The organism is Streptomyces sp. NBC_01275 (assembly GCF_026340655.1).
GTDB lineage: Bacteria > Actinomycetota > Actinomycetes > Streptomycetales > Streptomycetaceae > Streptomyces.
Genome location: NZ_JAPEOZ010000001.1, coordinates 174,187 through 200,838, shown reverse-complemented (window position 1 = coordinate 200,838; position 26,652 = coordinate 174,187). Strand labels below are relative to the sequence as shown.

Here is a 26,652-nt window from a genome sequence, read left to right as displayed (position 1 = left end):
ATCCGCCGGTGATTCCACGCTAGGGCCGAGGGGCGCCAGGCCGCTTCTCGATTCCTGACCGACTGCGCGAAGCGCGCCCGAACGCCTGCTCACGTCGACTCGCGCTTCACCAGCTCCGTCGGCAGGATCACCGCCGCCGGATCCTCGCCCCCTATCTGGGCGAGCAGCACACGCACCATCTCGTTGCTGATCCGGTCCCAGGGCTGGCGGATCGTGGTGAGGGAGGGGCTGGCCGCGGTCGCCGCGGGGGAGTCGTCGAAGCCGCCCACCGCCACGTCCTGAGGCACCCGCCGCCCCGCCCGCTGGAGCGCGGTCAGCACGCCCTGCGCCATCAGGTCGGACGCCACGAACACCGCGTCCAGGTCCGGCGCCTGCGCCAGCAGCAGCTCCGCGCCCGCCTCGCCGCTGGCCCGGCTGTAGTCGCCGGAGACGACCAGCCGCTCGTCGTGCTCGACGCCCGCCTCGGCGAGCACCTCCTTGTAGCCGGCGAGCCGCTCCACACCGCCCGGGGTGTCCAGCGGGCCGGTGACCACGCCGATCCGGCGGCGGCCCTGCGCCAGCAGATGGCGCACCATGTCCCGGGCGCCGTCCCGGTCGTCGGCGGCCACATAGCTGACCTTGGACCCGATCCCGATCGGCTTGCCGCACGCCACCAGCGGCACGCCCGCCTCGCGCAGCTCCGTGGCGATCGGGTCCCCGGAGTGGCTGGAGACCAGCAGCACCCCGTCGACGTGCCCCGCGGTGATGTACCGCGTGATGCGCCGCCGCTCGTCCTCGGTGCCGGCCAGCATCAGCAGCAGCGGGATGTCGTGCTTGGCCAGCGCCTGGGTGCAACCCCGCAGCAGGACATTGAAGTTGGGGTCCTCGAAGAACCGCTCCTGGGGCTCCGTCAGCAGGAAGCCGACGGAGTCCGAGCGGCCGGTGATCAGCGAGCGGGCGTGCCGGTTCACGACGTAACCCGTCCTGCGGATCGCGGCGTTGACCGCCTCCGCCGCCGATGGGCTCACATAGTGGCCGCCGTTGAGCACACGTGAGACGGTGCCTCGGGAGACTCCCGCCTCGCGGGCCACGTCGTGGATGGTCGGCGGTTTGCGCCTGCCCCCCGCACCATTGTTCATGGTCATGACTTTACGGCTCCGGACAGCAGATCCAGGCTCCAGAACCGCTGGACGACCAGGAACAGCGCCACCAGCGGGATCACCGCGAGGAACGCGCCGGTGATCACCAGCGTGTACAGCGCCGGAGTGTTGGCCCCCTGCTCGAGGAGCGTGAACAGCCCGAGCGTGATCGGGAACCGCTCGTCGTCGCTGAGCATGATGTACGGCAGCAGGAAGTTGTTCCACACCGCCACGAACTGGAACAGGAACACCGTCACCAGTCCCGGCACCATCATCGGCAGCGCGATCCGGGTGAAGATCCGCCACTCGCTCGCCCCGTCCATCCGGCCCGCCTCCACCACGTCGCCGGGCACGGCCGCGGCCGCGTAGATGCGCGCGAGGTAGACGCCGTAGGGGGAGAGGATCTGCGGCAGCAGCACCGACCAGTAGGAGTCCGTGAGGTCGGCCTTCGCCATCAGCAGGTACTGGGGGATGGCGAGGATGATCGGCGGCATCAGCACGCCCGCGAGCAGGACGTTGAACAGGGTCTCGCGGCCGCGGAAGCGGTACATCGCCAGCGCGTACCCGCTGAACGCCGACACGCACGTCGACAGCAGCGCGCCGAGACCGGCGTACAGGGCGGAGTTGCCCATCCACTTCCAGTAGACGCCGTCGCGGTAGGCGTTGAGGTCCTTGAGGTTGTCGGCGAAGCCCGTGCCCGGCAGGAAGGTGAAGGTGGAGAACAGCTCACTGCCGGACTTGGTGGACGCGATCACCACCCACGCCACCGGCAGCAGGCAGTACAGCGCGCCCAGCAGCAGCGTGACCGTCGGGACCAGCGAGATCCGGCTGCGCAGCGGCGGGCGGCTCTGGGCGGTCCCTGTGGCGCCTGCCGCCGAAGCGGCCTTCTGTACGGCAAGAGAACTCATCCCGCTGCTCCTTGACTGGCGTCCTGCTTGTTCCGCCGGTTGGCCGCGCGCAGGAACCCGAAGGACAGCACCAGCGTGGCGCACGCGATGATCACGGCCTCGGCGGCCGCCTGGTAGATGTCGCCCGTGCCGAACGCGTCCCGGTAGACCTTCATCAGCGGACTCCACGTCGTGGACACGGAGTTGGTGAGCGGCTTGAGGGTGGTCGGCTCGTTGAACACCTGGAGCGTCGCGATGATCGAGAAGAAGAAGGTCAGCACCAGCGAGGGCGCCACCATCGGGATCTTGATCCGCAGCGCGACCTGCAACGGGGTCGCGCCGTCCAGCTTGGCCGCCTCGTACACCTCGGCCGGGATGGCCTGCAGCGCGGTGTAGATGACGATCATGTTGAAGCCGGTGCCGCCCCAGACCGCGATGTTCGACAGGGCGAGGTACAGCGGGCCGCCGTCCAGCAGGTCCGGCTGCGGCATCCCGAGCTTGTCGAGCACGAAGTAGAAGGGGCTGACCGACGGCAGGTACAGGAAGCCCCACAGCAGCGCCGCCACGACGCCGGGAATGGCGTACGGCAGGAAGATCGCGAGCCGGGTGAACGGGGCGAGTCGTACCTTCTCGGTGTCCAGCATCAGTGCGAACAGCAGCGCCAGGCCCAGCATCACGGGGACGACGATGCAGCCGTACCCGAGGACGCGCAGCGCGCCGTCGAGCAGTTCGCTGTCGGTGAGGGCGTCGGTGTAGTTCTCGACGCCGGCCCAGACCTCTTTCCGAGCGCCCGCCCCGAGGCCGAGGCCGGAGACGTGCACCTTGTGGAAGCTGAGCCACACCGCGTACCCGATGGGCAGCGCGAAGAACAGGGCGAAGAGGATCGTCGCGGGGACAAGGAAAGCGTACGGGGCCCCCTTGACCCCGTACGACTTCCGGCGTGCGGTGGTCACTCGGAGACTCCGAAGCCCTGCTTCTTGAGGTCCGCGACCGTGTCGGACTGCATCTTCTCCAGGGCGACGGTGAAGTCCGACTTGTCCTTGGCGGCGGCGCCGAACGCGTCCTTGAAGGTCGTGTAGGCGACGTTCACGTTCGGGCCCCAGGCCGACGGCGCCGTGGTCTTCGCGATCTCGGCGGCCGTGGTGTAGAAGTCCGCCTGGGTGGAGAAGTAGTCCGGCGGGGTGGTGAAGGCGCCGCTGAGCTGGGCGGAGGTGGAGGCCGGGTAGATGCCGCTCTCCTTGGCCAGCGCGTTGAGGGCGTCGCCGTCGGTGTTCAGCCAGGCGGCGAACTTCGCGGCGGCCTCCTTGTGCTTCGAGTCCGTCGTCACGGCCGTGGAGGAGCCGCCCCAGCTGCCGGTCACGTTCTCGCTGTTGGACCACTGGGGGAGCGGGGCCATGGCCCACTTGCCCTTGGTGTCGGGCGCGGCGGTGGTCAGGGTGCCCGGGGCCCACACGGCGGAGACCCAGGCGATCTGCTTGCCTGTGTTGAGCGCCTTGTTCCAGGCCGGGGTGTACATCGGCTGGTTGTCGACGGCGCCCTCCTTGACGAGGCCGCCCCAGAAGTCGGCGACCTTCTTGGTGGCCGCGTCGTCGATCCCGACCTTCCACTTGTCGCCGGAGGTGGTCCACCACTTGGCGCCGGCCTGCTGGGCCAGGCCCGCGAAGAGACCGGAGTCGTTGGCGGAGAAGGTGGTGAGGTCCGTGTCCGGGGCCTTCTTCTTCAGCGCACGGGCGGTCTCCGCGAACTGCTCCCAGGTCCCCGGGACCGTCAGGCCGTACTTCTTGAAGAGGTCCGCGCGGTAGTAGAACATCATCGGGCCGATGTCCTGCGGCACGGCGTAGACGGCGTCCGTGCCCAGCGTCGTCTGCTGCCAGACGCCCTCGGCGAACTTGTCCTTCGCGTTCCCGACGTTCTTGGCTATGTCCGCCAGCGCGTCATTGCTGACCAGCGTCGGCAGCGCCTGGTACTCGGCCTGGACCAGGTCCGGCGCCTTGCCCGCCTTGTGCGCGGTGAGGATCTTGGTGACCAGGGTGTCGCCGGACGCCTGCTTCTTCACCGTGACGGTGATCTGGTCCTTCTTGCCCGGACCCTTGTTCCACAGGTCCACGACCTTGTCCATGCCGGGCGTCCACGTCCAGTACGTGAGCGAGACCGGGCCGGACGCGGCGTCGCCGTCGTCGTCGGACGAGCCGCAGGCGGCGAGGGCGGTGGCGCCGAGTGTCACGGCGACGGCCGTGGCCGCGCCTCTGACAAGGAGCCGTCGGCGCTTCGTGTTGGGCATGGATTTCTCCCCTGACCTGGGTTTCCGCCTGCTGCGAAAACCTGCCATGCGATCACATGGGCCAGGTCCCCGCCCGTCGCGAGGCCCTGCCACGTTGTCTGTGAGCGTTCACAGTAGAGAAACATCCCGGACACTTGTCAATGGTTGTTGCTGTGCGGTTATGTTGGGCTCGCACCGCCACCGCCGTGTGTGCACGTTCCCAAATGATCGACAAAACGGGAGAGATCCATGCCGGAGACCACGCCCAGGGGCCTCACCAGGCTCGCCTTCGGCGGGGACTACAATCCCGAGCAGTGGCCGGAAACCGTCTGGCACGAGGACGTCCGGCTGATGCGCGAGGCCGGCGTCACCATGGTGAGCGTCGGGATCTTCTCCTGGGCCCTGCTGGAGCCCGCCCCCGGGGTGTACGACTTCGGCTGGCTGGACCGGATCATCGACCTGCTGCACGAGAACGGCATCCGCGTCGACCTGGGCACGCCCACCGTGGCCCCGCCGGTCTGGTTCTACCGCGAGCACCCCGACGCGCTGCCCGTGACCCCCGACGGCGTGCGCTACGAGTTCGGCTCCCGCGCCGCGATCTGTCACAGCAACGCCCACTACCGCGCCGCGGCGGCGACCATCACGACCCAGCTCGCCGAGCGCTACGCCGACCACCCGGCCCTGGCCATGTGGCACGTGCACAACGAGTACGGCGTCCCCGTCTCGGCCTGCTACTGCGACTCCTGCGCCGCCCACTTCCGCCGCTGGCTGGAGACGACGTACGGCACGGTCGAGGCGGTCAACGAGGCCTGGGGCACCGCCTTCTGGGGCCAGCGCTACGCCGCCTTCGACCAGATCAACCCGCCCCGCACCGCGCCCACCGTCGGCAACCCGGGGCAGGCGCTGGACTACAAGCGGTTCGCCGACGCCACCATGCGCGAGAACTTCTGCGGGGAGCGGGACATCCTGCACCGCCTCGCGCCCGGCGTCCCCGTGACGACCAACTTCATGACCGCCCTGAGCCAGTGCGACTCCGTCGACTACTGGGCGTGGGGCCGCGAGGTCGACATCGTCACCAACGACCACTACCTGATCACCGACGGCCGCCGCACCCACGTCAACCTCGCGATGGCCGCCGACCTCACCCGCTCCGTCGCCGGCGGCGCGCCCTGGATCCTCCTGGAGCACTCCACCTCGGGCGTCAACTGGCAGCCGCGCAACCCCGCCAAGGCCCCCGGCCAGATGGCCCGCAACTCCCTCGGGCACGTGGCCCGCGGCTCCGAGGGCGCCATGTTCTTCCAGTGGCGGCAGTCCCGGCGCGGCGCCGAGAAGTTCCACTCGTCGATGCTCCCGCACGGCGGCACCGACACCCGCGTGTGGCGCGAGGTCGTCGAGCTCGGCGCGTCCCTCGACTCCCTCGGCACGATCCGCGGCACCCGCACCGAGGCCGACGTGGCCGTCCTGTGGGACTGGCACTCCTGGTGGGCGCAGAACCTCGCCTGGCGCCCCAGCGAGGACGCCGACCCGCGCGAGCGCGCCGACTCCTTCTACGAGGTCCTCTACGACCGCCACCTCACCGTCGACTTCGCCCACCCCGAGGCCGACCTCTCGAAGTACCCCCTGGTCGTCGTGCCCGCCCTGTACCTGATGACGGAGGCCGCCGGGAACAACCTCAGGGAGTACGTGGAGAACGGCGGCACCCTCGTCGTGTCGTACTTCTCCGGGATCGTCGACGAGCACGACGCCGTCCACGAGGGCGCCTACCCGGGCGCGCTGCGGGACGTCCTGGGCCTGACCGTCGAGGAGTTCTCGCCGCTGCTGCCGGGCCAGGGCGTGCGGATCACCGGCCCCGACGGCTCCGAGCTGGGCGGCGACGTGTGGACGGAGTTCGTGACGCCGCGCGGCGCCGAGACCGTCTGGACGTACGCCGACGGCCTGACCGCCGGCCACCCGGCCGTCACCCGGCACCGCCTGGGCGAGGGCACCGCCTGGTACGTCTCCACCCGCCTGAGCCACGAGGGCCTGGACGCCCTGGTCGGCTGGGCCGCCGAGGACGCGGCGCTCGCCCCGCGCGCCGACCTGCCCCACGACGTCGAGGTCGTGCGCCGCTCCGGCGAGACGGGCAGCTACCTCTTCGCGATCAACCACACCGCCGCCGAAGCCAAGGTGCCCCTGGACACGTCCGGCACCGAGCTGCTGACGGGCGAACGCGCCGCCGGCCGCCTCGCGGTCCCGGCGGGAGCCGTCCGGGTCGTACGACTCGACGGCTGAGCCGACTCCCCCTTCGCCCGTGGAGCCGCGAGCCGCGGGCGGAGGGGGTCCCTCACCGCACCACCCAGCACCACCGAGGGAACCCCCATCCCCATCACGTCGAAGGGACGACGGACGACGATGTTCCATCCCAGACGCACCCTGAGGGCCCTGCTGCTGCCGCTCGCCGCAGGCCTCGCCCTCACCGCCCTGCCGGCCCAGACCGCCCAGGCGGCGAGCACGCTCACCAACGCCGGCTTCGAGACCGACGGCGCCGGGGCGGCCACCCCCAGCGGCTGGACCGAGTACGGCGACACCGGCGCCAGCTACGTCGAGTCCGGCGGGCACAGCGGCAGTTACCGCCTGTCCCACTGGGCGTCCACCGCGTACAAGGTGGAGACGTACCAGTACCTGTCGGGCCTGACCAACGGCAGCTACAAGCTCACCGCCTGGGTCCGCTCCAGCGGCGGCCAGAACTCGGCCTACATAGCGCTGAAGAACTGCGGCGGCGCCGAGCAGCGCACCGACCTGCCGGTCTCGGCCAGCGGGTGGATCCACATCGTCACGCCGGTCACCGTGACGAGCAACCAGTGCACCGTCAGCATCAACAGCGACGCGAACGCGGGCAACTGGATCAACGTCGACGACCTGACCTTCACGTCCGGCGCCACCGGGCTGTCGATCAAGGGGTCCGACATCTCCTCCCTCGCCAAGAGCGAGGCCAAGGGCGGGGTCTACAAGACCAGTTCGGGAACGACCGGCGACGCGGTCACCATCCTGAAGAACGCCGGCATGAACTACGCCCGCCTGAAGGTCTGGGTCAATCCGGCCGACGGCTACAACAACAAGACGCGCGTCCTGGCCATGGCCAAGCGCGTCAAGGCCGCAGGCATGAAGCTGCTGGTCGACTTCCACTACTCGGACACCTGGGCCGACCCGGGCGCCCAGTCCAAGCCGGCCGCCTGGTCGGGCCACTCCTACAGCCAGCTCAAGACGGACGTGTACAACCACACGTACGACGTGCTGAACGCGCTGAAGGCCCAGGGCACCACCGCCGACATGGTCCAGGTGGGCAACGAGATCAACGGCGGCATGCTGTGGTCCGAGGGCTCCACCGACAACTGGAGCCAGCTGGCCGGTCTGCTCAACTCCGGCTACGACGCCGTCAAGGCGGTCAGCTCCTCCACCACCGTCGCGCTGCACCTCGCCAAGGGCGGCGACCTGAGCGGCACCCGCTGGTGGTTCGACAGCGCCGTGTCCAACGGCGTGAAGTTCGACGCGATCGGGCTGTCGTACTACGGCTACTGGCACGGAACCCTCGCCGACTTCCAGACGACCCTGGACGACGCGGCGTCCCGCTACGGCAAGCCGGTGTTCGTCGCCGAGACGGCCTACCCCTTCCGCCTCGACAGCGACGACTCGCTCACCAACCAGATCGACCTGTCCTCCGAGCTGGTCACCGGCTACCCGGCGACCGCGGCAGGACAGTTGGCCTGGATGAACGCCGTCGCGAACATCGTGGAAGCCGTCCCGAACGGCCGCGGTCTGGGCATCTTCTACTGGGAGGCGACCTGGACCGCCGTCACCGGCAACGGCTGGGACCCGGCCGACGCGAGCTCCGGCAACGGCTGGGAGAACCAGGCCCTGTTCGGCTACGACGACAAGGCCCTGTCCTCGATGGCGTGGTTCAGCCACCGCTGATCCCCTGACCGATCCCACGGCCTCGTGACCGAGGGGCCCGGCCGCACCGCGCGGCCGGGCCCCTGTCGCGTTCCCGCCCCCAAGTTCGAACAGCCTTGTACGGCAGGGGTGTTCGATCACGCCAAGGCTCGCGGAGTGCGGGACACGGCGGCCCCGACTGCGTAAGAGTGGGGGAGACGCGGTACGAGGAGGACCGGACGAAGGGGGACGACGATGCTGAGGACTCCCGTAGGGGAGAGGCGGCTGGACATCCTGGAGCTGCTGAAGGAGCCGACCCGGCACTTTCCGCCCCGGCGCCACGGCGACCTCGTCGAGGACGGCGTCACCGCCGACGCCGTCGCGACCAGACTGGGCATGAGCCGCCGGGTCGCCGAGACCCACCTCGCCCTGCTCGCCGACCTCGGCCTGCTGCGCGCCAAACGGATACGGCGGCGCGTCTACTACCGGCGCGACGAGATGCGCATCGCCGAGGTGGCCCGGATGTTCGAGAAGGGGTGGTAGAGGCCCCAGGGCCCGTGGGGACCGTTGTACGGAAAGCCCCGGCAAAGGCCACCGGCACACCCCGCCGACGCCCTGCCCACCTGGGAAGATGGCCGCCTCCGAAAGGAAGGGCAGGCCCCTATGGACCGTCGCACGCCTCTCGTCCCCCTCAGGTACATCACTCTCCCAGGACACGGCCCCGAAGACGTCGTCGCCGACCCCCGAGGCCGGGTCCTGACCGGGATAGCGGACGGGCGGATCCTGCGCATCGGCTCCCTGGAGGACCCGCCCGCGGCCCGCGTCGAGCGGATCGCCGAGATCGGCGGCCGCCCGCTCGGCCTCGAACTCCTCCCGGACGGCGACCTGTTGGTGTGCTGCGCCGACGGAGCCCTGCTGCGCGTCGCGCTCGCCGACGGCAGCGGGAGGGTGAGCGTCCTCACCGAGTCGGCGGCGGGGGAGCGGCTGCGCTTCTGCAGCAACCTCGTCGCCCTGCCCGACGGCACCGTCTACTTCACCGTCTCCAGCCAGGTCCACCCCTTGCACGACTGGCTGGGCGACCTCGTCGAGCACACCGGCACGGGACGCCTGCTGCGCCTCGCCCCCGGCGCCCGCGAGGCCGAAGTCGCCCTGGAGGGGCTGCAGTTCGCCAACGGCCTGGCGCGCAGCGCCGACGACTCCTTCCTCGTCGTCGCCGAGACCGGCGCCCGCCGCCTCACCCGCTACTGGCTCACCGGCCCCCGGGAGGGACAGGCCGAGCCGTTCGTCGAACACCTGCCGGGCTTCCCGGACAACCTGTGGCGCGGCGCGCCCGACGGACCGATCTGGGTCGCGCTGGCCGGCCCGCGCGTCCCCCCGCTGGACCTCCTGCACCGCGCCGCCCCCGCCGTCCGCCGCCGCGCCGCCCGCCTCGCCCTGAACGCGCCCTTCCGGCCCTCGGGCACGACCGGAGTGCTCGCGGTCGACGACGACGGCCGCATCGTCCACTGCCTGACCCGCCGCCGCTCCGGCTTCCGCATGGTCACCAGCGTCTGCGAGACCGGCGGCCGACTCGTCCTGGGCAGCCTCTGGGAGCGCGGCATCGCCGTCTGCGAGGCGCCCGAGGTGAAGTAAGAGGGCGGGCCGCGTGAGGCGTCCGGGGCCGAGTGATCCGGCGTTACCCTGACCCTGCCGACCGGCCGTGATCACCCCGCGAGCCGGGGTGACGGGGAACGAGGCGATCGAGGCAGGAGACGTACGACATGACAGCCCCGGAGGCCGAGAGTCTCCGCAGCAGCGCGCCACGGCGGGCCGCCGGGACGGGTCAGCTCCCGGTGGTCGCCGCGGTCGCCGTCGGCGGCGGGATCGGCGCCGCCGCCCGCTACGCGGCGGCGCTGGGGTGGCCCGTCCAGAGCGGCGGCTTCCCCTGGACGACCTTCTGGGTGAACATCGCCGGCTGCGCCGTGATCGGCGTGTTCCTGGTGCTGATCACCGAGGCGCTCTCCGCGCACCCGCTCGTGCGCCCCTTCTTCGGCACCGGCGTCCTCGGCGGCTTCACCACCTTCTCGACCTACGCCGTGGACATCCAGCGACTGGTCGACGCGGGCCGCCCGGCCACCGCCCTGGCCTATCTGGCCGCGACCCTGTGCGCGGCGCTCGCGGCGGTGTGGCTCGCCGCCACCGCGACCCGCCGCGCCCTGACCCGGAGGCGGCGATGACGAACGGGAAGCGGCGATGACGAGCTGGAAGCAGCGATGACGAACTGGAAGCGGCGATGACGATCCGGAGGCGGCGATGACGAGGCTGACCGGCAGTGCCCTGCGCGTGACCGTCTTCGTCGGCGAGAACGACACCTGGCGCCGCAAGCCCCTCTACACGGAGATCGTCCACCGCGCCCACACGGCCGGCCTGGCCGGCGCCAGCGTCTTCCGGGGCATCGAGGGCTTCGGCGCCTCCTCCCGGATCCACACCGCCCGGCTGCTCTCCCTCAGCGAGGACCTGCCGGTGGCGATCGTCATCGTCGACACCGAGGAGCGCGTACGCGCCTTCCTGCCCCAGCTCGACGAACTGGTCACGGAGGGCCTGGTGATCCTCGACGAGTGCGAGGTCATCAGGTATGCGGGCCGGGACGAGAACCAGGGCGATTCGGACACGAAGGGTAAGAAGTCGTTGTGAACTGGCTGGTGGTCGTCGGCGGCGGCATGATCGGCGCCCCGCTGCGCTATCTCACCGACCGCGCGGTGCAGTCCCGGCACGACTCGGTCTTCCCCTGGGGCACCTTCGCCGTCAACGTCGTCGGCTGTCTGATCCTCGGCACGCTGACCGGTTCCGCCGCGGCGGGCCCCGACCTGCGGTTGTTCCTGGGCACGGGCCTGTGCGGGGCCCTGACGACCTACTCGACGTTCTCCTACGAGACCCTGCGGCTGACCGAGACCGGCGCGGGCCTCTACGCTGCCGCCAACGTCGTCGGGAGCGTGCTGGCGGGCCTCGGGGCCGCGTTCGCCGGGGTCGCGATAGGCCAGGCGGTGTGGCCGTAAGCCATCCGGCCGCCGCCGGACCGTCGTCGGGCCGCCATCGGGCCTGGTAGGACTGTGTACGACACCCGAACGTCTACAACGCTGTCGACCGATTCGTCTCCTCAGAACTGGATTCCATGAGCGCCATCTCCGTCGGCCAAGCCGTCGTCCTCGGAGCCGTCGAGGGAGTGACCGAGTTCCTCCCCGTCTCCTCGACCGGACACCTGAAGATCACCGAAGGCCTGATGAACATCCCGGTCGACGACGACGCCGTCGTCGGGTTCTCGGCCGTCATCCAGGTCGGGGCGATCGCCGCCGTGCTCGTGTACTTCCGCAAGGACATCGTGCGGATCGTCTCCGCGTGGTTCCGCGGGCTCGGCAATCGTGAGGAGCGCCACCACCACGACTACAAGTTCGCCTGGTGGGTGATCTACGCGACGATCCCGATCGTCGTCGTCGGCCTGGCCGCCAAGCCCCTGATCGAGGGGCCGCTGGCCTCGCTGTGGGTGGTCGCGGGCTCGCTGATCGTCGGCAGCGGCGTGATGTGGGCGGCCGACCAGATGGGCCGGCACAAGCGCGGCGAGGACGACACCTCGTTCAAGGACGCGATGCTGGTCGGCAGCTCCCAGATCCTGGCGCTGCTCTTCCCCGGCTTCTCCCGCTCCGGCGCCACCATGTCCACCGCGCTCATGCTCGACCTGGACCGGGTCGCCGCCACCCGGCTCTCCTTCTTCCTCGGCATCCCGGCCCTGACCGGCGCCGGCCTGTACGAGCTCAAGGACGCCCTGGGTGCGGGCGTGGGGGCCGCCCCGCTGGCCGTGGGCACGGCGGTGTCCTTCGTGGTCGCCTACGCCTCCATCGCCTGGCTGCTGAAGTTCGTCGCCAAGCACTCCTTCAACGCCTTCGTCGTCTACCGGATCGTCATCGGCGTGACGTTGTTCGGGCTGCTGGGCGCGGGCGTCCTCGACAGCTGACCCACGGCGGCCGACGGCCGGGCGACGCATGACCGCCAGGGGGCGGGAAGCCGACTTTCAGGCTTCCCGCCCCCTGAATTTTTATTTTCGTGCGTCTTGACAGCGACCTTCGGGCACCCGGAGTATCACTCCCGTGAACCTGTCAGACAGCCAGACAGGTGGCTCGGCACCGCGGCGCGTCAGCGCGATGGAAGCGGTTCTCACCCACCTCCGCGGCGCCATCGAGCGCGGCGAGTACGCCATCGGCGACAAGCTCCCCTCCGAGGCGGAGCTCTGCCGCACCCTCGAGGTGTCCCGGCCCGTGCTGCGCGAGGCGCTGCGCGCCCTGCAGACCATGGGCCTGACGGTCGCCAAGACCGGCAAGGGCACCTTCGTGATCGCGAACACCGTCGAGGACCCCACCTTCGGCGACTACGCGGCCAGCGATCTGCTCGAGGTGCGCCGCCATGTCGAGATCCCCGTCGCCGGGTACGCGGCCCTGCGCCGCACCCCGGAGAACCTCGACCACCTGGCTCACCTCCTCGACCGCATGGAGCGGGAGACGGACACCACCGCGTGGGTCGCGATGGACACCCTCTTCCACCTCGCCGTGGCCGAGGCCGCCCAGAACCCGGTGTTCCGCCGGGTCATCGAGGAGATCCGGGACGCACTGGCGCGTCAGTCGGCCTTCCTCAACGAGCTGGGCGGACGGCGCGAGCAGTCCAACCGTGAGCACCGGGCGATCGTCGAGGCTCTGATCGACGGTTCCGAGCCCGACGCGACCGAGGCGATGAGCCATCACCTCGACCGCGTCGAGACGACCCTGACCGACATCGTGCGCGCCCCGCGCACGGACACCCCCCTGGAAGGCGGACCCGCGGCGTGAGCGACCAGCACCTCAAAGACGAGACGCGCACCTCTCCCCGTCACGTCGATGCCGGAGACGAGGGCTACAGCAAGTCGCTGAAGTCCCGGCACGTCAACATGATCGCCATCGGCGGCGCCATCGGCACCGGCCTCTTCCTCGGCGCCGGCGGCCGCCTGGCCGACGCAGGACCTTCCCTCTTCATCGCCTACGCGGTCTGCGGGATCTTCGCCTTCCTGGTCGTGCGCGCCCTCGGCGAACTCGTCCTGTACCGCCCGTCCTCCGGGGCCTTCGTGTCGTACGCCCGCGAGTTCCTGGGCGAGAAGGGCGCGTACACGGCCGGCTGGATGTACTTCCTGAACTGGGCCACCACCGGCATCGCCGACATCACCGCGGTGGCCACCTACACCCACTACTGGGGCATGTTCTCCGACATACCCCAGTGGGTGATCGCGCTGATCGCCCTGGCCGTGGTCCTCACCGTGAACCTGATCTCGGTGAAGATCTTCGGCGAACTGGAGTTCTGGTTCGCCATCGTGAAGGTCAGCGCGCTGGTGATCTTCATGTGTATCGGCATCTTCCTGCTGGTCACCCAGCACCCCGTCGACGGCGCCACCCCCGGCCCGTCCCTGATCACCGACAACGGCGGCGTCTTCCCCAACGGCCTGCTGCCCATGCTGCTGATCATCCAGGGCGTCGTCTTCGCCTACGCGTCGGTCGAACTGGTCGGCGTCGCCGCGGGCGAGACGCAGAACCCCGAGAAGATCATGCCGAAGGCGATCAACTCGATCATGTGGCGCGTCGGCCTGTTCTACGTCGGCTCGGTCGTCCTGCTGTCGATGCTGCTGCCGTGGAACAAGTACACGTCCGGCGAGAGCCCCTTCGTGACGGTCCTGTCCAACATCGGCATCCCGGCGGCCGGCGGCGTGATGAACCTGGTCGTGCTCACCGCGGCCATGTCGTCCCTGAACTCCGGCCTGTACTCCACCGGCCGCATCCTGCGCTCCATGGCGATGTCCGGCTCCGCCCCGAAGTTCACCGGCGTGATGAGCCGCAGCCAGGTCCCGTACGGCGGCATTCTGCTCACGAGCGGTATCTGTGTCCTGGGCGTCGGCCTCAACTTCGTCGTCCCGGCGGACGCCTTCGAGATCGTCCTGAACTTCGCGGCGATCGGCATCCTCTCCACCTGGGGCATGATCATGATCTGTCACCTCCTCTTCTGGCAGAAGACCCAGAAGGGCGAGCTGACCCGCCCGAGCTACCAGCTCCCGGGCTCCCCCTGGACCGAACTCGTGACGCTGTTCTTCCTCGCCTCGGTCCTGGTCCTCATGTACGCCGACGGCGGCGCCGGACGCACCACAGTGCTGTGCCTGCCGCTGATCGTCGCTGCGCTGGTCGGAGGCTGGTACGCCATCCGCCGCAACCGCGCGCGCACCGCATCCAAGGCCGACGCGTGACCCCGGCGCCGGCCCCCGACACCTCACCGAAGATCCAGGCAGTGTGATGTACAGCAGTTCCCTCGCCGACGCCCCCGCGATCCGCGAACCCCTCCACGCGCCCGTCGCCCACCTCGTCCGCGGCGGGGTGACCGAGGGCGTCCACTACGGCTCCGTCGTCGTCCTCGGCGCGGACGGCCAGGTCGCGCTCCAGCTCGGCGACATCGAGGCCGCCTTCTACCCGCGCTCGGCGCTCAAGCCCGTCCAGGCCGTCGCCATGCTGCGGGCCGGGCTCCCGCTCGACGGCGAGCTGCTCTCGCTCGCCGCCGCCAGCCACTCCGGCGAGGAACGCCACCTCGCCGGAACCCGGCGGATCCTCGAGCTGGCGGGCGTCACGGAGGACGACCTGCGCAACGTGCCGGACCTGCCGTACGGCCCGGAGGTCCGCGACGCGTGGATACGCGAGGGCCGCGCGCCCTCCCGGCCGGCCCAGAACTGCTCGGGCAAGCACGCGGCCATGCTGTACACCTGCACGCTCAACGGCTGGTCCCTCGACGGCTACCTCGACCCGGAGCACCCGCTCCAGCAGGCGATCGCCGAGATCGTCGAGGACCTCACCGGGCAGCGGATCGCGGCGGTCACCGTCGACGGGTGCGGCGCCCCGCTCTTCTCCGTCTCCCTGCACGGCCTCGCCCGGGCCGCGGCCCGGATCACCACAGCGGCCCCGGGCACCCCGGAGGCCCGGGTCGCGGACGCCATGCGCGACCACGCCGAGATGGCCTCGGGCGCAGGCCGGGACGTGGCCGCCCTGATGCGGGCCGTCCCCGGCCTCCTGGCCAAGGACGGGTTCGAGGGCGTGGAGGTGGCGGCCCTCCCCGACGGCCGCGCCGTCGCCGTCAAGATCTCCGACGGCGCGAACCGGGCCCGCGTCCCGGTGACAGCGGCCGCCCTCGCCCGAGCAGGCGTCGACCCAGCCCTCCTCGCCGACTTCGCCGGCGAACCGCTCCTCGGCGGCGGCGAACCGGTCGGCTCGATCCGCCCGGCCCGCGCCCTGGACCCGGTGACGGTACGGGCCTGCGCCTGACGTGACCGACGGGCGCGGGCGCCGTACGGCGACGCCTGCCGGGCCACCGGCTCGGGCGGCTGTCGTCGGCCCACCGCTCGGCCAGGGCCTCGCACCGGGCGATGAGCCGACCGACGCGCGGGCCGGACACGGCCGGCGCCCCGGGATCGGTCGCTCGCCGGGCCGACCCCGGCAGGCCCTCGCCCCCCGAACCACCGGCCCGGACACCCTCCGGCCCGGTGACCGATCGGTTCGGCGGTCGTCACCCTCGACCGCCGGGCCGGTCACCCTCGTCGTCCCTCGTCCCTCGTCCCTCGTCCCTCGTCCCTCGTCGCCGACTCCTCGCCCGCACCCTCAGCGACTCCTGACCCGCACCCTCAGAAAGAGGACCCGAACCGCCATGACCGTCGTCACCCGCAGTGAGCACGATCTGCTCGGAGACCGGGACGTTCCCGCCGACGCGTACTGGGGCGTCCACACCCTGCGCGCCACGGAGAACTTCCCCATCACCGGAACGCCGATCTCCGCCTACCCGCACCTCATCGACGCCCTGGCCGCCGTCAAGGAGGCCGCCGCCCGGGCCAACGAGGAGCTGGGGCTGCTGGCGCCGGAGAAGGCGGCCGCGATCGTCGCCGCCTGCCGTGAGATCCGGGAGGGGAAGCTGCACGACCAGTTCGTCGTCGACGTCGTCCAGGGCGGCGCCGGCACCTCGACCAACATGAACGCCAACGAGGTCGTCGCCAACCGGGCGCTGGAGCTGCTGGGGCACGAGAAGGGCCAGTACTCCCACCTGCACCCCAACGAGGACGTCAACCTCGGCCAGTCCACCAACGACGTCTACCCGACCGCCGTCAAGGTCGCGACCGTCTTCGCGGTGCGCGGGCTGCTCAAGGCCATGGCCGTCCTCCAGGACGCCTTCGCCCGCAAGGCCGTCGAGTTCCGTGACGTCCTGAAGATGGGCCGTACACAGCTCCAGGACGCGGTGCCGATGACGCTCGGGCAGGAGTTCTCGGCGTACGCCGTCATGCTCGACGAGGACCGCAGCCGACTGGCGGAGGCGGTGGAGCTCATCCACGAGATCAACCTCGGCGCGACCGCGATCGGCACCGGGCTCAACGCGCCCGCCGGCTACGCCGAGTCCGCCCGCCGCCATCTCGCCGAGATCACCGGTCTGCCGCTGGTCACCGCCGCCAACCTGGTCGAGGCGACCCAGGACTGCGGGGCGTTCGTCCAGATGTCCGGCGTGCTCAAGCGGATCGCCGTCAAGCTCTCCAAGAGCTGCAACGACCTGCGGCTCCTCTCCTCCGGGCCGCGCGCGGGTCTCGGCGAGATCAACCTGCCGCCGGTGCAGGCCGGTTCGTCGATCATGCCCGGCAAGGTCAACCCGGTGATCCCCGAGGTCGTCAACCAGGTCGCCTTCGAGGTGATCGGCAACGACGTCACCATCACCATGGCCGCCGAGGCCGGACAGCTCCAGCTCAACGCCTTCGAGCCGATCATCCTGCACTCCCTCTCGGAGTCCATCACCCATCTGCGCGCGGCCTGCCTCACCCTCGCCGAGCGCTGCGTCGACGGCATCACCGCCAACACCGAGGTGCTGCGCGCGAGCGTGGAGAACTCCATCGGCCTGGTCACCGCCCTCAACCCGCACATCGGGTACACGGCAGCCACCGACATCGCCAAGGAGGCCCTCGTCACCGGCCGCGGCGTCGCCGAACTCGTCCTGGAGAAGGGCCTGTTGCCCGCCGAGCGACTCGCCGAGCTGCTGCGCCCCGAGGTCCTGGCAGGCAGCGGCGCGCCCCTCGCCTGACCGCCTCGCCCGACCACTCACGGCAAGCTCCTGACCTGCGATGACGCATCAGGACCGGCGCGGAGGCACAATAGTGATCATGACAACGACGTCGTCCCTCACCTTCCAGCCGGTCCTGGAGCGCATCGCCGAGGAGATGGAGCGCACCCCCGGTCGCGGCCGCCCCGCCGACTACATACCGGCGCTCGCCGCCTGCGATCCGCGCCGCTTCGGCATGGCCGTCGCGGAGCTGGACGGCACGGTGTACGGGGTGGGGGACTGGCGGGAGCCGTTCTCCACGCAGTCCCTCACCAAGGTCTTCACCCTCGCCCTCGACCTGGCCCGCGAGGGCGACGAACTCTGGGAGCACGTGGGCCGCGAACCCTCGGGCAACCCCTTCAACTCCCTGATCCAGCTGGAGTACGAGAACGGCATCCCGCGCAATCCCTTCATCAACGCGGGCGCCCTGGTCGTCACCGACCGTCTGCACACCCGTACCGGGGACGCGGCCGGTGAACTGCTGGCCTTTCTGCGCGCCGAGAGCGGCAACCCCGCCCTCGGCTTCGACGAGGAGGTCGCCGCCTCCGAGTCCGCGCACGGCGACCGCAACGCCGCGCTCGCCCACTTCATGGCCTCCTACGGCAACATCGACAACGAGGTGCCGGTCCTCCTCGACCAGTACTTCCGGCAGTGCTCGCTCACCGCGTCCTGCGCCGACCTCGCCCTGGCCACCGGTTTCCTGGCCCGGCACGGCATCCGCGCCGACGGCGCCCGGCTGCTCACCCGCAGCCAGGCCAAGCAGGTGAACGCGGTGATGCTGACCTGCGGCACCTACGACGCGGCCGGCGACTTCGCCTACCGGGTCGGCCTGCCCGGCAAGAGCGGAGTCGGCGGGGGCATCGTCGCCGTCGTACCGGGCCGCTGCACGCTGTGCGTGTGGAGCCCGGGCCTGGACGAACGAGGCAACTCGGTGGCCGGGGTCGCCGCCCTCGACCGCTTCACCACCCTGACCGGCCTGTCGGTGTTCTGAGCCCTCCCCCGGGGTGCACAGGTGCGGTGGACAGACGCAGTGAACAAAAGCAGTGAACGAATGACGTGAACGAATGACGTGAATGAACGCGATGAATAAATGCAGTTGAGGCTCGCCCCGGTCACCGGAGAGGATCCTCCGCATGTTCTCCCGCAGGAATCGCCGTCGCCCCAAGTCCCCCGCACTGCTCAAGGCCTGGGAGCGCCTCGACGAAGGCGACGTCCAGGGCGCCCTGCGTCAGCTGCGGGCCGCAGCCGACGCGCAGCCGGCGCAGTCCCTCGGCGAGGTCGCCCTCGTGGTCGCCCGGGCCGCCGGGGCGTCCGGGTTCGACGACCTCCAGCAGGCCGCCGCCGCGCTGGCCGAGCAGCCCGAGCGGGCGCAGAAGCTGTACGACTTCGGGTACGCGTGCGTGGAGCGCGGCGTCTCCTACCTCGCGATACCGGCCCTGCGCGAGGCGCTGCGCCGGGCGCCGGGCTCGTTGCAGGCGCTGCGGGAGCTGGTCTCGGCGTACGAGGACGAGGAGCGGCATCGCGAGGCCGCCGACGTGCTGTCCGCGCACGAGGCCGACTTCGCGGACTGGCCCGACCGCTATCTGCTGGTCTTCAACGCCGTCCTGGCGGGCGACCTGGCCCTGGCCCGCCGTCAGCACGCCCTGCTGCCCGACCCGCAGGAGGACCTGTGGCGGCCCGCCCGGGAACGGCAGAACCGCGTCCTGGAGCGGGCCGCGAGCGCCGCGGAGGCCGCCCCGCTGGACGCCTCCGACCTGCGGGGCTGGCAATACGTCCTGGGCGGCGCCGTGCTCGGCACGCTGTCCCCGTACGGCTTCGACGCGGGGATGACCGGCCGGTACGCGTATCTCCAGGACAGCCCCGACACCTGCCTGCAGGGTCTGCTGCGACTGAAGGCCGTGCTCGCCGCCGCCGAGGTGCGGCCGCGCTCGGTCTCCCTGCTGCCGGACCGCGACAGCCGCATCCTGGGCCTGGCCGCGGCCGAGGTGCTGGACCTCCCGGCCGAGCCCTTCGCTCCGGGGCGGGAGGACACCGTCGTCCTCGCCTACGACCTCAACGAGACGCTCCGGGCCGGTGAGGGCCCCGTGATCCTCGGGCAGCTGCTCAACAGGGCGCCGGGACAGGTGCTCCACGAGCACGCGAGCAGCTGGACGGACACGCCGGCCGTCACCCCCGACAGCGTCACGTTGCTGCACCAGGCGGCGACCGCGCCCTGGGGCGAGGCACTGCGGCAGAGCGCCGACGGCGGCCTGGAACGCGGCGGGGCCGACGACCGGCCGGAGGCGGAGATCGCCGCCGACATCGTGGCCGCCGACCCGACCCCCGACGCCGGCGACGGCGACACGCCCACGGATCCCGTCGAACGGCTCACGGACTTCGTCACGGCCGTGCGCGGCACCTGGCTGCAGGGCGACCGGACCCGGGTGAAGTCGTCGGGACCGGTGCGCAGCTCCCGCTTCCACTGACCCCGGCCCGGTCCGCTCGGCCCCGCCCGGGCCCGCTCACACGGCTGTCATGCGCAGGCCGCCGGGCGGAGGGCGGCACGTCGTGTTCCGGCCACCCGGCGTTGACACGCTGACGGAGTGTTGGCCATGGCTTTCCCCGTCGATCTCCGCCGCTGTCAGGTCCTGGGCCTGGCCGGCACGGCCTGTCTCGCGCTGGGCGGCGAGAGCGCGGGCGCGCTGCCCGCCCGGGAGCTGCTGGCCCCCTCCTCCGCGCACGCCGTGCTCGGCCTGGTCGGGGTGTACTTCGGACTGGTGCTGCTGACCGCCGCCTGGGTGCTCCTCGGCCGGCTGGTACGCGGCGCGGCCCCGCCGAGCCCGCGCGCCCTGGTCCTGGTCCTCGCCGTCTGGGCGGCCCCGCTGCTGATCGCGCCCCCGCTGTTCAGCCGGGACGTCTACAGCTATCTGGCGCAGGGCGCGATGGTGGACGCGCACATCGACGTCTACACGCACGGCCCGGCCCAGCTCGGCGGCCCGCTGGCCGACGAGGTCCCGCCCCTGTGGCAGCACACGGGCGCGCCCTACGGACCGGTCTTCCTGGCCGTCGCCTCCGCCCTGTCCGGACTGACCCACGGCGAACTGCCCGCCGGGCTGCTGGGGATGCGGCTGGTCGCCCTGTGCGGGGTGGCCCTGATGGCGGCCGCCCTGCCCCGCATCGCCCGGCACAGCGGCGCGGACCCGGCCGCCGCGCTGTGGCTGGGCGCCCTCAACCCGCTGGTGCTGCTGCACCTGGTGGCGGGCGCCCACAACGACGCGATCATGCTGGGCCTGCTCGGCGTCGGTCTGGTCGCCGCACTCGGCGGCCGCCCGGTGACGGCCGCCGTCCTGGTCACCCTCGCCGCCCTGGTCAAGGCGCCCGCCGCGCTCGGCCTCGCCGCGATCGTGGTGCTCCAACTGCGCGCGGGCCGCCGCCCGCTCCCGGCGGCCCTGACGACCGTGACCGCCTCCGCCGTCACCACGGTCCTCGCGACCGCCGTCGCGGGCACGGGATACGGCTGGATAGCCGCCCTGGACACCCCCGTCTCCGCACAGAACTGGGCCCTCACCAGCCTCCTCGGCCGGGCCACCGGCGCCCTGCTGGGGCGCCTCGGCAGCGATCTGGCCCCGCTGGCCGTCCCCGCCTGGCACGCCCTCGGTCTCGCGCTCACCGCCGTGACCCTGGTCGCCATCTGGTGGCGGCTGCGTCCCCGCCCGGTGTACGCGCTCGGCCTGAGTCTCGCCACGGTGGCCGCGTTCGGCCCCGCGATCCGCCCCTGGTACGCGTTGTGGGGACTCTTCCTGATCGCCGCCGCCGCGCCCAACACCTCGGTACGGCGCCGGATGGCGGCCGTGGCCGGAGTCCTCGCCCTCGGCGTCCTGCCCGACGGCGGCCCGGCCGACCTGGACCAACTGGTCCTGGCCTGCTCCGGCGGCGCACTCGCCGTGGTCGTCCTGTGGCAGGCCCGCCTCGGCGCCCGGGTCCCGGCCGCACTGGGACGTACGGCATGAGGGGTCCCGCCACGGATCGTGGCCGGCTGCTGCTGCTCGGCGCGCTCGTCGCCGTGGTCGTCGCCTTCACCGCGACGGTTCCGCTGCTGCGGGACTGGTTCGACCTGCGCGTCTACTACGGCACCGTCAACAGCTGGATCCATGACGGCGGCCGCGTCTACGACTACCGGGTGCCGGGGACGCCGTACGGCTTCACCTATCCGCCGTTCGCGGCCGTCGCGATGCTGCCGATGGCGCTGGTGGGGCTGCGCACGGCGATCGTCGTCGCCCTGCTGCTCAATCTGACGGCCCTCGCCGTCGTCGTCCGGGTGCTGATCGGGCCGGGCTGGCGGCGACACGGCTGGTACGGCGTCGCCCTCGCCGCCTGTGTGCTGGCGCTGTTCGAGCCGTTGCGGGACACGTTCAGCTTCGGGCAGGTGAATCTGCTGCTGCTGGCCCTCGTCCTGACCGACGCCTGGCTCCTGACGACCGGGCGGAGCCGCTGGGCCGGGGTCGGCATCGGGCTCGCGGCGGCGGTCAAGCTGACGCCCGCGCTCTTCATCGGCCTGCTGCTGCTCGCCCGCCGGCCGCGCGCGGCCGCTCTCGCCACGGCCGTCGCCGTCTCCGCGACGGGGCTGGCGGCCCTGGTCGCCCCGGACGCGTCCCGCTTCTACTGGACGCGGGCGATGTGGGACACGACCCGGGTGGGCCGTCTCGACTACGTCTCCAACCAGTCGCTCCAGGGCGTCCTGGCCCGGCTGGGCGTGGAGAGCCGGGCCGTGTGGGCGGTGCTGGTCGTGCTGGTGCTGTGCGGCTGGGCGTGGCGGGCCCGGCGGGCGGTGGCCGTGGGGGACTGGCCGGCGGCCTTCGCCCTCACCGGCCTCACCGCGTGTCTGGTCAGCCCCGTCACCTGGGTCCACCACCTGGTCTGGCTGCTGCCGTCCTTCGCCGTGCTGATCCGCGCCGGGTGCCCACGGCTCGCGGGCGCCCTGTACGCGGTGCTGTGCACCAGCGTGGTGTGGCTGTGGTTCGACGATGCGTCCGGCGTCGACGGCTTCCTGGGGAGCAACGCCTACACCTGGGTCACGCTCGGCCTGCTGCTGTGCCTGCCGATCGGTCAACTCCCCGTGGGAGAACGGAAGATGAGCCGCAGCGCCAGCGCGACGACGGCCCCGCCCAGCAGCGCCGCGCCCGCGATCGCCGCGGCCTGCGACCAGCCGGGCCCTTCTTCGACGGCCGGGGCGGGCGCGGCCATGCGCACCGCGTCCGGACCTGAACCCGGCCCCGGACCAGGGCGCGGCCGTACCCGCAGCCCGTCCAGCGAGCCCACCGGATCGACCCGCCCATCGGCCTCGAACCCCCAGTCGAGCAGTTCGCGCGCCTCCTCGTAGACGGCGAAGCCGCCGCCCTCCTGAGGGTTCATCACCGTGACGACGAGGGTGCGCCCGCCTCGGCGGGCGGCGGCGACCAGGGTGTTGCCCGCGTTGCTGGTGTAGCCGTTCTTGACCCCGATCAGCCCCGGGTACGGCTCGACGCCGTTCTCCCCGGTCAGCAGCCGGTTGGTGTTCTCGATCCCGTACGACCCCCCTCGGCTCCCGGGGAACCGGGACTCCGCCAGCCCGCAGTACCGGGCGAAGTCCGCGTTGCGCAGCCCGGCCCGCCCGAACACCGCCAGGTCGTACGCCGAGGACACCTGGCCGGGAGTGTCGTACCCGTCCGGGGACACGACCTGGGTGTCCAGCGCGCCCAGCGCCCGTGCCTTGGCCTGCATCCCGGCGGCCGTCGTACGCCAGCCGCCGCTGAGGGCGGCCAGGACGTGCACGGCGTCGTTGCCGGAGTTGAGGAACACCCCGCGCCACAGGTCGGAGACACGATACGTCTGTCCCTCGGCGACCCCGACCAGGCTGCTGCCGGGCCCGATGTCGGCCAGTTCCTCCTCGGTCACCCGGTGCCGGACCCCGGCGGGCAGGACCGGCAGCACGGTGAGGGCGAACAGGGTCTTGAGCGTGCTGGCGGGCGGCAGCTTGCGGTGCGCGTCCGACGCGGCGAGCACCGCGCCGCTGTGGGCGTCGGCGACCAGCCACGACAGCGCGGAGACGTCCGGGATCTCGGGCGCCGAGCGGTGGGGCCTGACCTGCGTTCCGGATCGGTACAGCATCGACGGCAGCGGGGCCGCTACCCGGTGCCGGTCGTGCGCGCCGGGGTCCGGGCCGGCGGAGGCGACGGCCGTGACGGCCGCGGTGGGCCCGAGGGCCAGGACGCCCGCCGCACAGAGTGCGCAGGCCGACACGACGGCCCGGGAAGAGAATCCGATGGTCATATGATCAACGTAGGAATGATCCGCACCTTTCCCACGCTGCCCGTGCCGCAGGCCCGCACGCGAGCACCCGGATGCCGCACAGCCACGAGGGGCTCGACGGGCTGAGGGAAGTGTCTAGGCCGAGGGCAGCGTCGGCTGGATGCGCCGCAGGAAAGCCGCGTTGTCCGGGGTCTCGCGCATCCGCTGGAGCAGCGTCTCCAGGTTCGCCTGGCCGTCCCGGGTGCGCAGCGCCCGGCGCAGTCCGCGTACGGCGGTCAACTCGCCGGGGGTGAGGAGGAGTTCCTCGCGCCGGGTGCCGGAGGCGTCGATGTCGAGGGCCGGGAAGACACGGCGGGAGGCGGGCTCGCGGTCGAGGCGGAGCTCACTGTTGCCGGTGCCCTTCAGCTCCTCGAAGTAGAAGTCGTCGGCCCGGGAGCCGGTCTCGACCAGCGCGGTGGCCAGGACGGTGAGCGAGCCGCCCTCCTCGGCGGCGCGCGCGGCCCCGAAGAACCGCTTGGGTCCGATCAGCGCGGTCGCGTCGACCCCGCCGCTGAGGGTGCGGCCCCCGGCGGCGGCCGTGTTGTTGTGCGCCCGGCACAGCCGGGTCAGCGAGTCGAGGAGGATGACGACGTCCTCGCCCGCCTCGACGAGCCGCTTGGCCCGCTCGATGACGAGTTCGGCGAGGGCGATGTGCTGCTTGGGCGCCTGGTCGAAGGTCGAGGCGTACACCTCGCCGCGCACGGAGCGCCGCATGTCGGTGACCTCCTCGGGCCGTTCGTCGAGCAGCACGACCATCAGCCGGGCGTCCGGGTGGTTGCCGGCGACGGCGGCGGCGATCTGCTGGAGCAGCACCGTCTTGCCGGTCTTGGGCGGCGCGACGATCAGGCCTCGCTGGCCTTTGCCGACGGGCGCGATGAGATCGGCGACGCGTCCGGCCAGGCCGGCCGCCGGGTGTTCGAGGCGGAGCCGCTCGCGGGGGTGCACGGGCGTGAGGTCGCGGAAGTGCCGGCGACCGCGCTCGGCGTCGGGCGTACGGCCGTTGACGCGCGCTACTTCGGTCAGCGCGCGCTGACCGCCGCGTACGCCTTCGACGAGGTCGCCCTTGCGCAGGCCGTGACGGCGGATCAGCGCGGCCGGGACCTGGACGTCGGCCGGTGTGGGCAGGCAGTTCGTGGGGCGCAGGTGCCCCTTCCCGCTCGCGTCGACGTCGAGGACGCCGGCGGCGATCCGGGCCGGGGGCTGCTGGAGGGGAGGGTGTTCGAGAGTGGTGGTCATGGGTGGTGTGTCCTTTCACGGACGGAAGGCATGAGGCATGCGAAAGAAGGGGGAGCAGCCGCGAAGGGAGGGCGCAGGGCGCGCCTCGGGCGGCGAGAACAGCACCTCGACCACGGCAGTACACGTGCGCTACCGGCGAGATGGTGCGGGAATACCGTTGCACCGGCCTGAGAAACGGCGGGTGAATCGGCGAACAGAAGAGAGAGAAGAGGAGCTGGCACCGGCGCCCAGACGTATGGGCGTACACAAGTGCTGTCATTACTGTAGCACGTCTAGCGCAGTCGGCCCAGGACGTCCGGCGAGATGCGGTCGGCGAGTTGCTCCAGCAGGGCGACGGTCCGTGCGATCTCGTCCGCGTCCTGGGTGCCGAGCGCGGCGCCGACCGCCGCGTCGACGGGGGTGGCGGCGACCTCCGCCCGACGTCCGGAGACCTCCGGGTTGCGCCGCAGCAGGGTGCGCCGGCGGTCGGCCGGGTCGGGCGCGGTGACCACCGAGCCCACGTCCTTGAGGCGGGCCACGCATCCGGAGACCGCACTCTGCGGCAGGCCCGTGCGGGCGGCGATCTCGCCGACCGTGGTGTCGGCGTGCCCGTACACGTCGAGCAGCACGATCAGCATGGACCGGGTGCTGGTGGAGTGCCGGCCGACGCCCTCGGTGGGGATGGCCTCCTCGCCGATCTTCATCAGGGTGCGGCCCAGCAGGAAGAGCTCGACTCCGTTCATGCGGACAGGCTACCCCCGGTTCCATCGGATCTGATGCATCGATGCTGATGTATCAGTCTTGATGCATCAAGAATGATGGGTTAGCGTGAGCCGTGTTCGCCGGCCGTGTGCGTCGGCCGTGTTCGCCCGTCGTGTCAGCCCGCTCTCGACCGAGGAGTCCCCATGCAGTCCACCCTGACCGTCCCCGGAGCCGTCCTGCACTACGAAGTCCGCGGCGGCGGGCCCCTGTTGCTCGTCTCGCAGAGCGGCGAGGGCGACGCCAACCGCAGTGACGCGATGGTCGACCACCTCGTGGACGCCTACACCGTCGTGACCTACGACCGTCGTGGTCTGTCCCGCAGCGTCCTCGACGAGCCCGGGCGGGGCGCCACCCTCGACGAGCACGTCGACGACGTCCACCGGCTGCTCGCCGCGCTCACCGACGGGCCCGCCCTGATGCTCGGCTGCAGCATGGGGGCCGTCATCGGACTGCGGCTCGCCGCGCGGCACCCCGGGCAGTTGGGTACGCTCGTCGCCCACGAGCCCGCCATCCCCGGTCTGCTGCCCGAGGCCGAACAGCGGCGCACACACGCCGAGTTGGACGAGATGCGGGCCGTCTTCGAGCGGGACGGCTGGCTCGCGGGGGTGCGGAGGATCGGTGAACTGCTCGGCATCGACCCGGCCCGGCAGGAGGTCGAGCCGGGCGCCCGGCTCGCGCCGATGGACGCCTCCCGCGAAGCGAACTTCGACTTCTTCGTCCGCCACGACGCCCTCACCATGCGCCACGCCGACCTGACCCCCGCCGAGATCGACGTCCTCAGGAGGGGGCCCGTGCGCGTCGTCCCGGCGGCCGGAAGCGCCACCCCGCGCACGGTCTTCGACTACCGCTGCGCCGAGGAGCTGGCCGCCGGACTCGGCGCCGACCTGCCCCACTTCCCGGGCGGCCACAACGGCAACATCACCCACCCGAAGGGCTTCGCAGAGGTACTGCGCGGAGTGCTGTGAGCGGGCAGAATCGAGGACCGTACGCAGCCGACCCGCCCGCCCTGCGCCAGCTCTCGCTCACCCTCTCTGCC

General features: G+C 71.6%; 23 protein-coding genes and 1 pseudogene. 17 read left to right on the top strand and 7 right to left on the bottom strand.

Features of this window, described 5'->3' with window-relative positions:
• Window positions 1-89: 89 nt before the first annotated feature.
• The 4 genes from OG562_RS00915 to OG562_RS00900 are packed head-to-tail and all read right to left on the bottom strand — an operon-like array spanning window position 90 to window position 4,286.
• Complete coding sequence (locus tag OG562_RS00915) at window positions 90-1,124, bottom strand: LacI family DNA-binding transcriptional regulator (RefSeq protein WP_266392283.1); 1,035 nt, start codon at window positions 1,122-1,124, stop codon at window positions 90-92.
• Entirely contained in the window at window positions 1,121-2,026 is a 906-nt protein-coding gene (locus tag OG562_RS00910) for a carbohydrate ABC transporter permease (RefSeq protein ID WP_266392280.1), read from the bottom strand. The genes OG562_RS00915 and OG562_RS00910 overlap by 4 nt, the downstream gene beginning before the upstream one ends.
• Complete coding sequence (locus OG562_RS00905; RefSeq protein WP_266392277.1) at window positions 2,023-2,958, bottom strand: carbohydrate ABC transporter permease; 936 nt, start codon at window positions 2,956-2,958, stop codon at window positions 2,023-2,025. Before OG562_RS00905 ends, OG562_RS00910 begins: the two co-directional genes overlap by 4 nt.
• The gene (locus OG562_RS00900; protein ID WP_266392274.1) at window positions 2,955-4,286 is read right to left on the bottom strand and encodes an ABC transporter substrate-binding protein; all 1,332 of its coding nucleotides are present in this window, start codon (window positions 4,284-4,286) and stop codon (window positions 2,955-2,957) included. Before OG562_RS00900 ends, OG562_RS00905 begins: the two co-directional genes overlap by 4 nt.
• 228 nt (window positions 4,287-4,514) lie before the next feature.
• On the opposite strand from OG562_RS00900, the gene OG562_RS00895 reads away from it, so the two are divergent.
• The 16 genes from OG562_RS00895 (at window position 4,515) to OG562_RS45920 (ending at window position 22,692) form a co-directional block, all read left to right on the top strand.
• Window positions 4,515-6,536 carry a beta-galactosidase gene (locus tag OG562_RS00895; RefSeq protein WP_266392272.1) on the top strand — a complete coding sequence of 674 codons (2,022 nt, stop codon included), beginning with the start codon at window positions 4,515-4,517 and terminating at the stop codon, window positions 6,534-6,536.
• 120 nt (window positions 6,537-6,656) lie between these two features.
• Window positions 6,657-8,216: an arabinogalactan endo-1,4-beta-galactosidase gene (locus OG562_RS00890; protein ID WP_266392270.1), complete on the top strand. Its 1,560-nt coding sequence runs from the start codon at window positions 6,657-6,659 to the stop codon at window positions 8,214-8,216.
• Between the two features lie 213 nt (window positions 8,217-8,429).
• Entirely contained in the window at window positions 8,430-8,717 is a 288-nt protein-coding gene (locus tag OG562_RS00885) for an ArsR family transcriptional regulator (RefSeq protein WP_266392267.1), read from the top strand.
• Between the two features lie 120 nt (window positions 8,718-8,837).
• Window positions 8,838-9,806, top strand: a complete 969-nt coding sequence (locus OG562_RS00880) for an SMP-30/gluconolactonase/LRE family protein (RefSeq protein ID WP_266392264.1) — start codon at window positions 8,838-8,840, stop codon at window positions 9,804-9,806.
• Window positions 9,807-9,934: 128 nt separating this feature from the next.
• A complete protein-coding gene (crcB, locus tag OG562_RS00875) occupies window positions 9,935-10,390 on the top strand; it encodes a fluoride efflux transporter CrcB (RefSeq protein WP_266392261.1) in 456 nt (151 codons plus the stop codon).
• Between the two features lie 76 nt (window positions 10,391-10,466).
• Window positions 10,467-10,847 carry a DUF190 domain-containing protein gene (locus OG562_RS00870; protein WP_266392258.1) on the top strand — a complete coding sequence of 127 codons (381 nt, stop codon included), beginning with the start codon at window positions 10,467-10,469 and terminating at the stop codon, window positions 10,845-10,847.
• Window positions 10,844-11,209, top strand: a complete 366-nt coding sequence (gene crcB / locus OG562_RS00865; RefSeq protein ID WP_266392252.1) for a fluoride efflux transporter CrcB — start codon at window positions 10,844-10,846, stop codon at window positions 11,207-11,209. The genes OG562_RS00870 and crcB (OG562_RS00865) overlap by 4 nt, the downstream gene beginning before the upstream one ends.
• Window positions 11,210-11,325: 116 nt before the next feature.
• The gene (locus tag OG562_RS00860; RefSeq protein WP_266392247.1) at window positions 11,326-12,162 is read left to right on the top strand and encodes an undecaprenyl-diphosphate phosphatase; all 837 of its coding nucleotides are present in this window, start codon (window positions 11,326-11,328) and stop codon (window positions 12,160-12,162) included.
• Window positions 12,163-12,349: 187 nt separating this feature from the next.
• Window positions 12,350-13,027: a FadR/GntR family transcriptional regulator gene (locus OG562_RS00855; protein ID WP_266392245.1), complete on the top strand. Its 678-nt coding sequence runs from the start codon at window positions 12,350-12,352 to the stop codon at window positions 13,025-13,027.
• Entirely contained in the window at window positions 13,024-14,463 is a 1,440-nt protein-coding gene (locus OG562_RS00850; RefSeq protein WP_266392242.1) for an amino acid permease, read from the top strand. Before OG562_RS00855 ends, OG562_RS00850 begins: the two co-directional genes overlap by 4 nt.
• A gap of 46 nt (window positions 14,464-14,509) precedes the next feature.
• Window positions 14,510-15,526, top strand: a complete 1,017-nt coding sequence (locus OG562_RS00845) for an asparaginase (protein WP_266392239.1) — start codon at window positions 14,510-14,512, stop codon at window positions 15,524-15,526.
• 379 nt (window positions 15,527-15,905) lie between these two features.
• Window positions 15,906-17,315 (top strand): aspartate ammonia-lyase, encoded by a 1,410-nt coding sequence (aspA, locus tag OG562_RS00840; RefSeq protein WP_266392236.1) that lies wholly within the window; start codon window positions 15,906-15,908, stop codon window positions 17,313-17,315.
• Window positions 17,316-17,394: 79 nt separating this feature from the next.
• The gene (locus OG562_RS00835) at window positions 17,395-18,324 is read left to right on the top strand and encodes a glutaminase (protein ID WP_266392234.1); all 930 of its coding nucleotides are present in this window, start codon (window positions 17,395-17,397) and stop codon (window positions 18,322-18,324) included.
• A gap of 142 nt (window positions 18,325-18,466) precedes the next feature.
• Window positions 18,467-19,798, top strand: a complete 1,332-nt coding sequence (locus OG562_RS00830) for a hypothetical protein (protein ID WP_266392232.1) — start codon at window positions 18,467-18,469, stop codon at window positions 19,796-19,798.
• 126 nt (window positions 19,799-19,924) lie between these two features.
• Window positions 19,925-21,322 carry a polyprenol phosphomannose-dependent alpha 1,6 mannosyltransferase MptB gene (gene mptB / locus OG562_RS00825; protein WP_266392229.1) on the top strand — a complete coding sequence of 466 codons (1,398 nt, stop codon included), beginning with the start codon at window positions 19,925-19,927 and terminating at the stop codon, window positions 21,320-21,322.
• A complete protein-coding gene (locus OG562_RS45920) occupies window positions 21,319-22,692 on the top strand; it encodes a glycosyltransferase 87 family protein (RefSeq protein WP_323187463.1) in 1,374 nt (457 codons plus the stop codon). The genes mptB and OG562_RS45920 overlap by 4 nt, the downstream gene beginning before the upstream one ends.
• Window positions 22,693-22,775: 83 nt before the next feature.
• Here the strand turns inward: OG562_RS45920 and OG562_RS45915 are convergent.
• The 3 genes and pseudogenes from OG562_RS45915 to OG562_RS00805 all read right to left on the bottom strand — a co-directional run.
• Window positions 22,776-23,459 (bottom strand): annotated as a pseudogene (locus OG562_RS45915) (D-alanyl-D-alanine carboxypeptidase family protein); the annotation flags it as partial.
• Window positions 23,460-23,735: 276 nt separating this feature from the next.
• Entirely contained in the window at window positions 23,736-24,875 is a 1,140-nt protein-coding gene (gene rho, locus OG562_RS00810) for a transcription termination factor Rho (RefSeq protein ID WP_266392223.1), read from the bottom strand.
• A 272-nt stretch (window positions 24,876-25,147) separates the two neighbouring features.
• A complete protein-coding gene (locus OG562_RS00805; protein ID WP_266392220.1) occupies window positions 25,148-25,597 on the bottom strand; it encodes a MarR family winged helix-turn-helix transcriptional regulator in 450 nt (149 codons plus the stop codon).
• A 162-nt stretch (window positions 25,598-25,759) separates the two neighbouring features.
• Here OG562_RS00805 and OG562_RS00800 point away from each other — a divergent pair, with 162 nt between their 5' ends.
• On the top strand, window positions 25,760-26,581 hold the full coding sequence (locus OG562_RS00800; RefSeq protein WP_266392217.1) for an alpha/beta fold hydrolase: 822 nt from the start codon (window positions 25,760-25,762) through the stop codon (window positions 26,579-26,581).
• Window positions 26,582-26,652: the final 71 nt, after the last annotated feature.

Excerpts from the sequence above, each read along its gene's own strand:
- OG562_RS00800 (WP_266392217.1), top strand. The coding sequence starts at position 25,760 with ATGCAGTCCACCCTGACCGTCCCCGGAGCCGTCCTGCACTACGAAGTC.
- OG562_RS45920 (WP_323187463.1), top strand. The coding sequence starts at position 21,319 with ATGAGGGGTCCCGCCACGGATCGTGGCCGGCTGCTGCTGCTCGGCGCG.
- OG562_RS00805 (WP_266392220.1), bottom strand. The coding sequence starts at position 25,597 with ATGAACGGAGTCGAGCTCTTCCTGCTGGGCCGCACCCTGATGAAGATC.
- OG562_RS00880 (WP_266392264.1), top strand. The coding sequence starts at position 8,838 with ATGGACCGTCGCACGCCTCTCGTCCCCCTCAGGTACATCACTCTCCCA.
- OG562_RS00835 (WP_266392234.1), top strand. The coding sequence starts at position 17,395 with ATGACAACGACGTCGTCCCTCACCTTCCAGCCGGTCCTGGAGCGCATC.
- OG562_RS00885 (WP_266392267.1), top strand. The coding sequence starts at position 8,430 with ATGCTGAGGACTCCCGTAGGGGAGAGGCGGCTGGACATCCTGGAGCTG.
- OG562_RS00870 (WP_266392258.1), top strand. The coding sequence starts at position 10,467 with ATGACGAGGCTGACCGGCAGTGCCCTGCGCGTGACCGTCTTCGTCGGC.
- crcB (WP_266392261.1), top strand. The coding sequence starts at position 9,935 with ATGACAGCCCCGGAGGCCGAGAGTCTCCGCAGCAGCGCGCCACGGCGG.
- OG562_RS00890 (WP_266392270.1), top strand. The coding sequence starts at position 6,657 with ATGTTCCATCCCAGACGCACCCTGAGGGCCCTGCTGCTGCCGCTCGCC.
- OG562_RS00845 (WP_266392239.1), top strand. The coding sequence starts at position 14,510 with ATGTACAGCAGTTCCCTCGCCGACGCCCCCGCGATCCGCGAACCCCTC.
- OG562_RS00895 (WP_266392272.1), top strand. The coding sequence starts at position 4,515 with ATGCCGGAGACCACGCCCAGGGGCCTCACCAGGCTCGCCTTCGGCGGG.
- OG562_RS00855 (WP_266392245.1), top strand. The coding sequence starts at position 12,350 with ATGGAAGCGGTTCTCACCCACCTCCGCGGCGCCATCGAGCGCGGCGAG.
- OG562_RS00915 (WP_266392283.1), bottom strand. The coding sequence starts at position 1,124 with ATGACCATGAACAATGGTGCGGGGGGCAGGCGCAAACCGCCGACCATC.
- rho (WP_266392223.1), bottom strand. The coding sequence starts at position 24,875 with ATGACCACCACTCTCGAACACCCTCCCCTCCAGCAGCCCCCGGCCCGG.
- OG562_RS00900 (WP_266392274.1), bottom strand. The coding sequence starts at position 4,286 with ATGCCCAACACGAAGCGCCGACGGCTCCTTGTCAGAGGCGCGGCCACG.
- OG562_RS00830 (WP_266392232.1), top strand. The coding sequence starts at position 18,467 with ATGTTCTCCCGCAGGAATCGCCGTCGCCCCAAGTCCCCCGCACTGCTC.
- mptB (WP_266392229.1), top strand. The coding sequence starts at position 19,925 with ATGGCTTTCCCCGTCGATCTCCGCCGCTGTCAGGTCCTGGGCCTGGCC.
- OG562_RS00860 (WP_266392247.1), top strand. The coding sequence starts at position 11,326 with ATGAGCGCCATCTCCGTCGGCCAAGCCGTCGTCCTCGGAGCCGTCGAG.
- OG562_RS00910 (WP_266392280.1), bottom strand. The coding sequence starts at position 2,026 with ATGAGTTCTCTTGCCGTACAGAAGGCCGCTTCGGCGGCAGGCGCCACA.
- aspA (WP_266392236.1), top strand. The coding sequence starts at position 15,906 with ATGACCGTCGTCACCCGCAGTGAGCACGATCTGCTCGGAGACCGGGAC.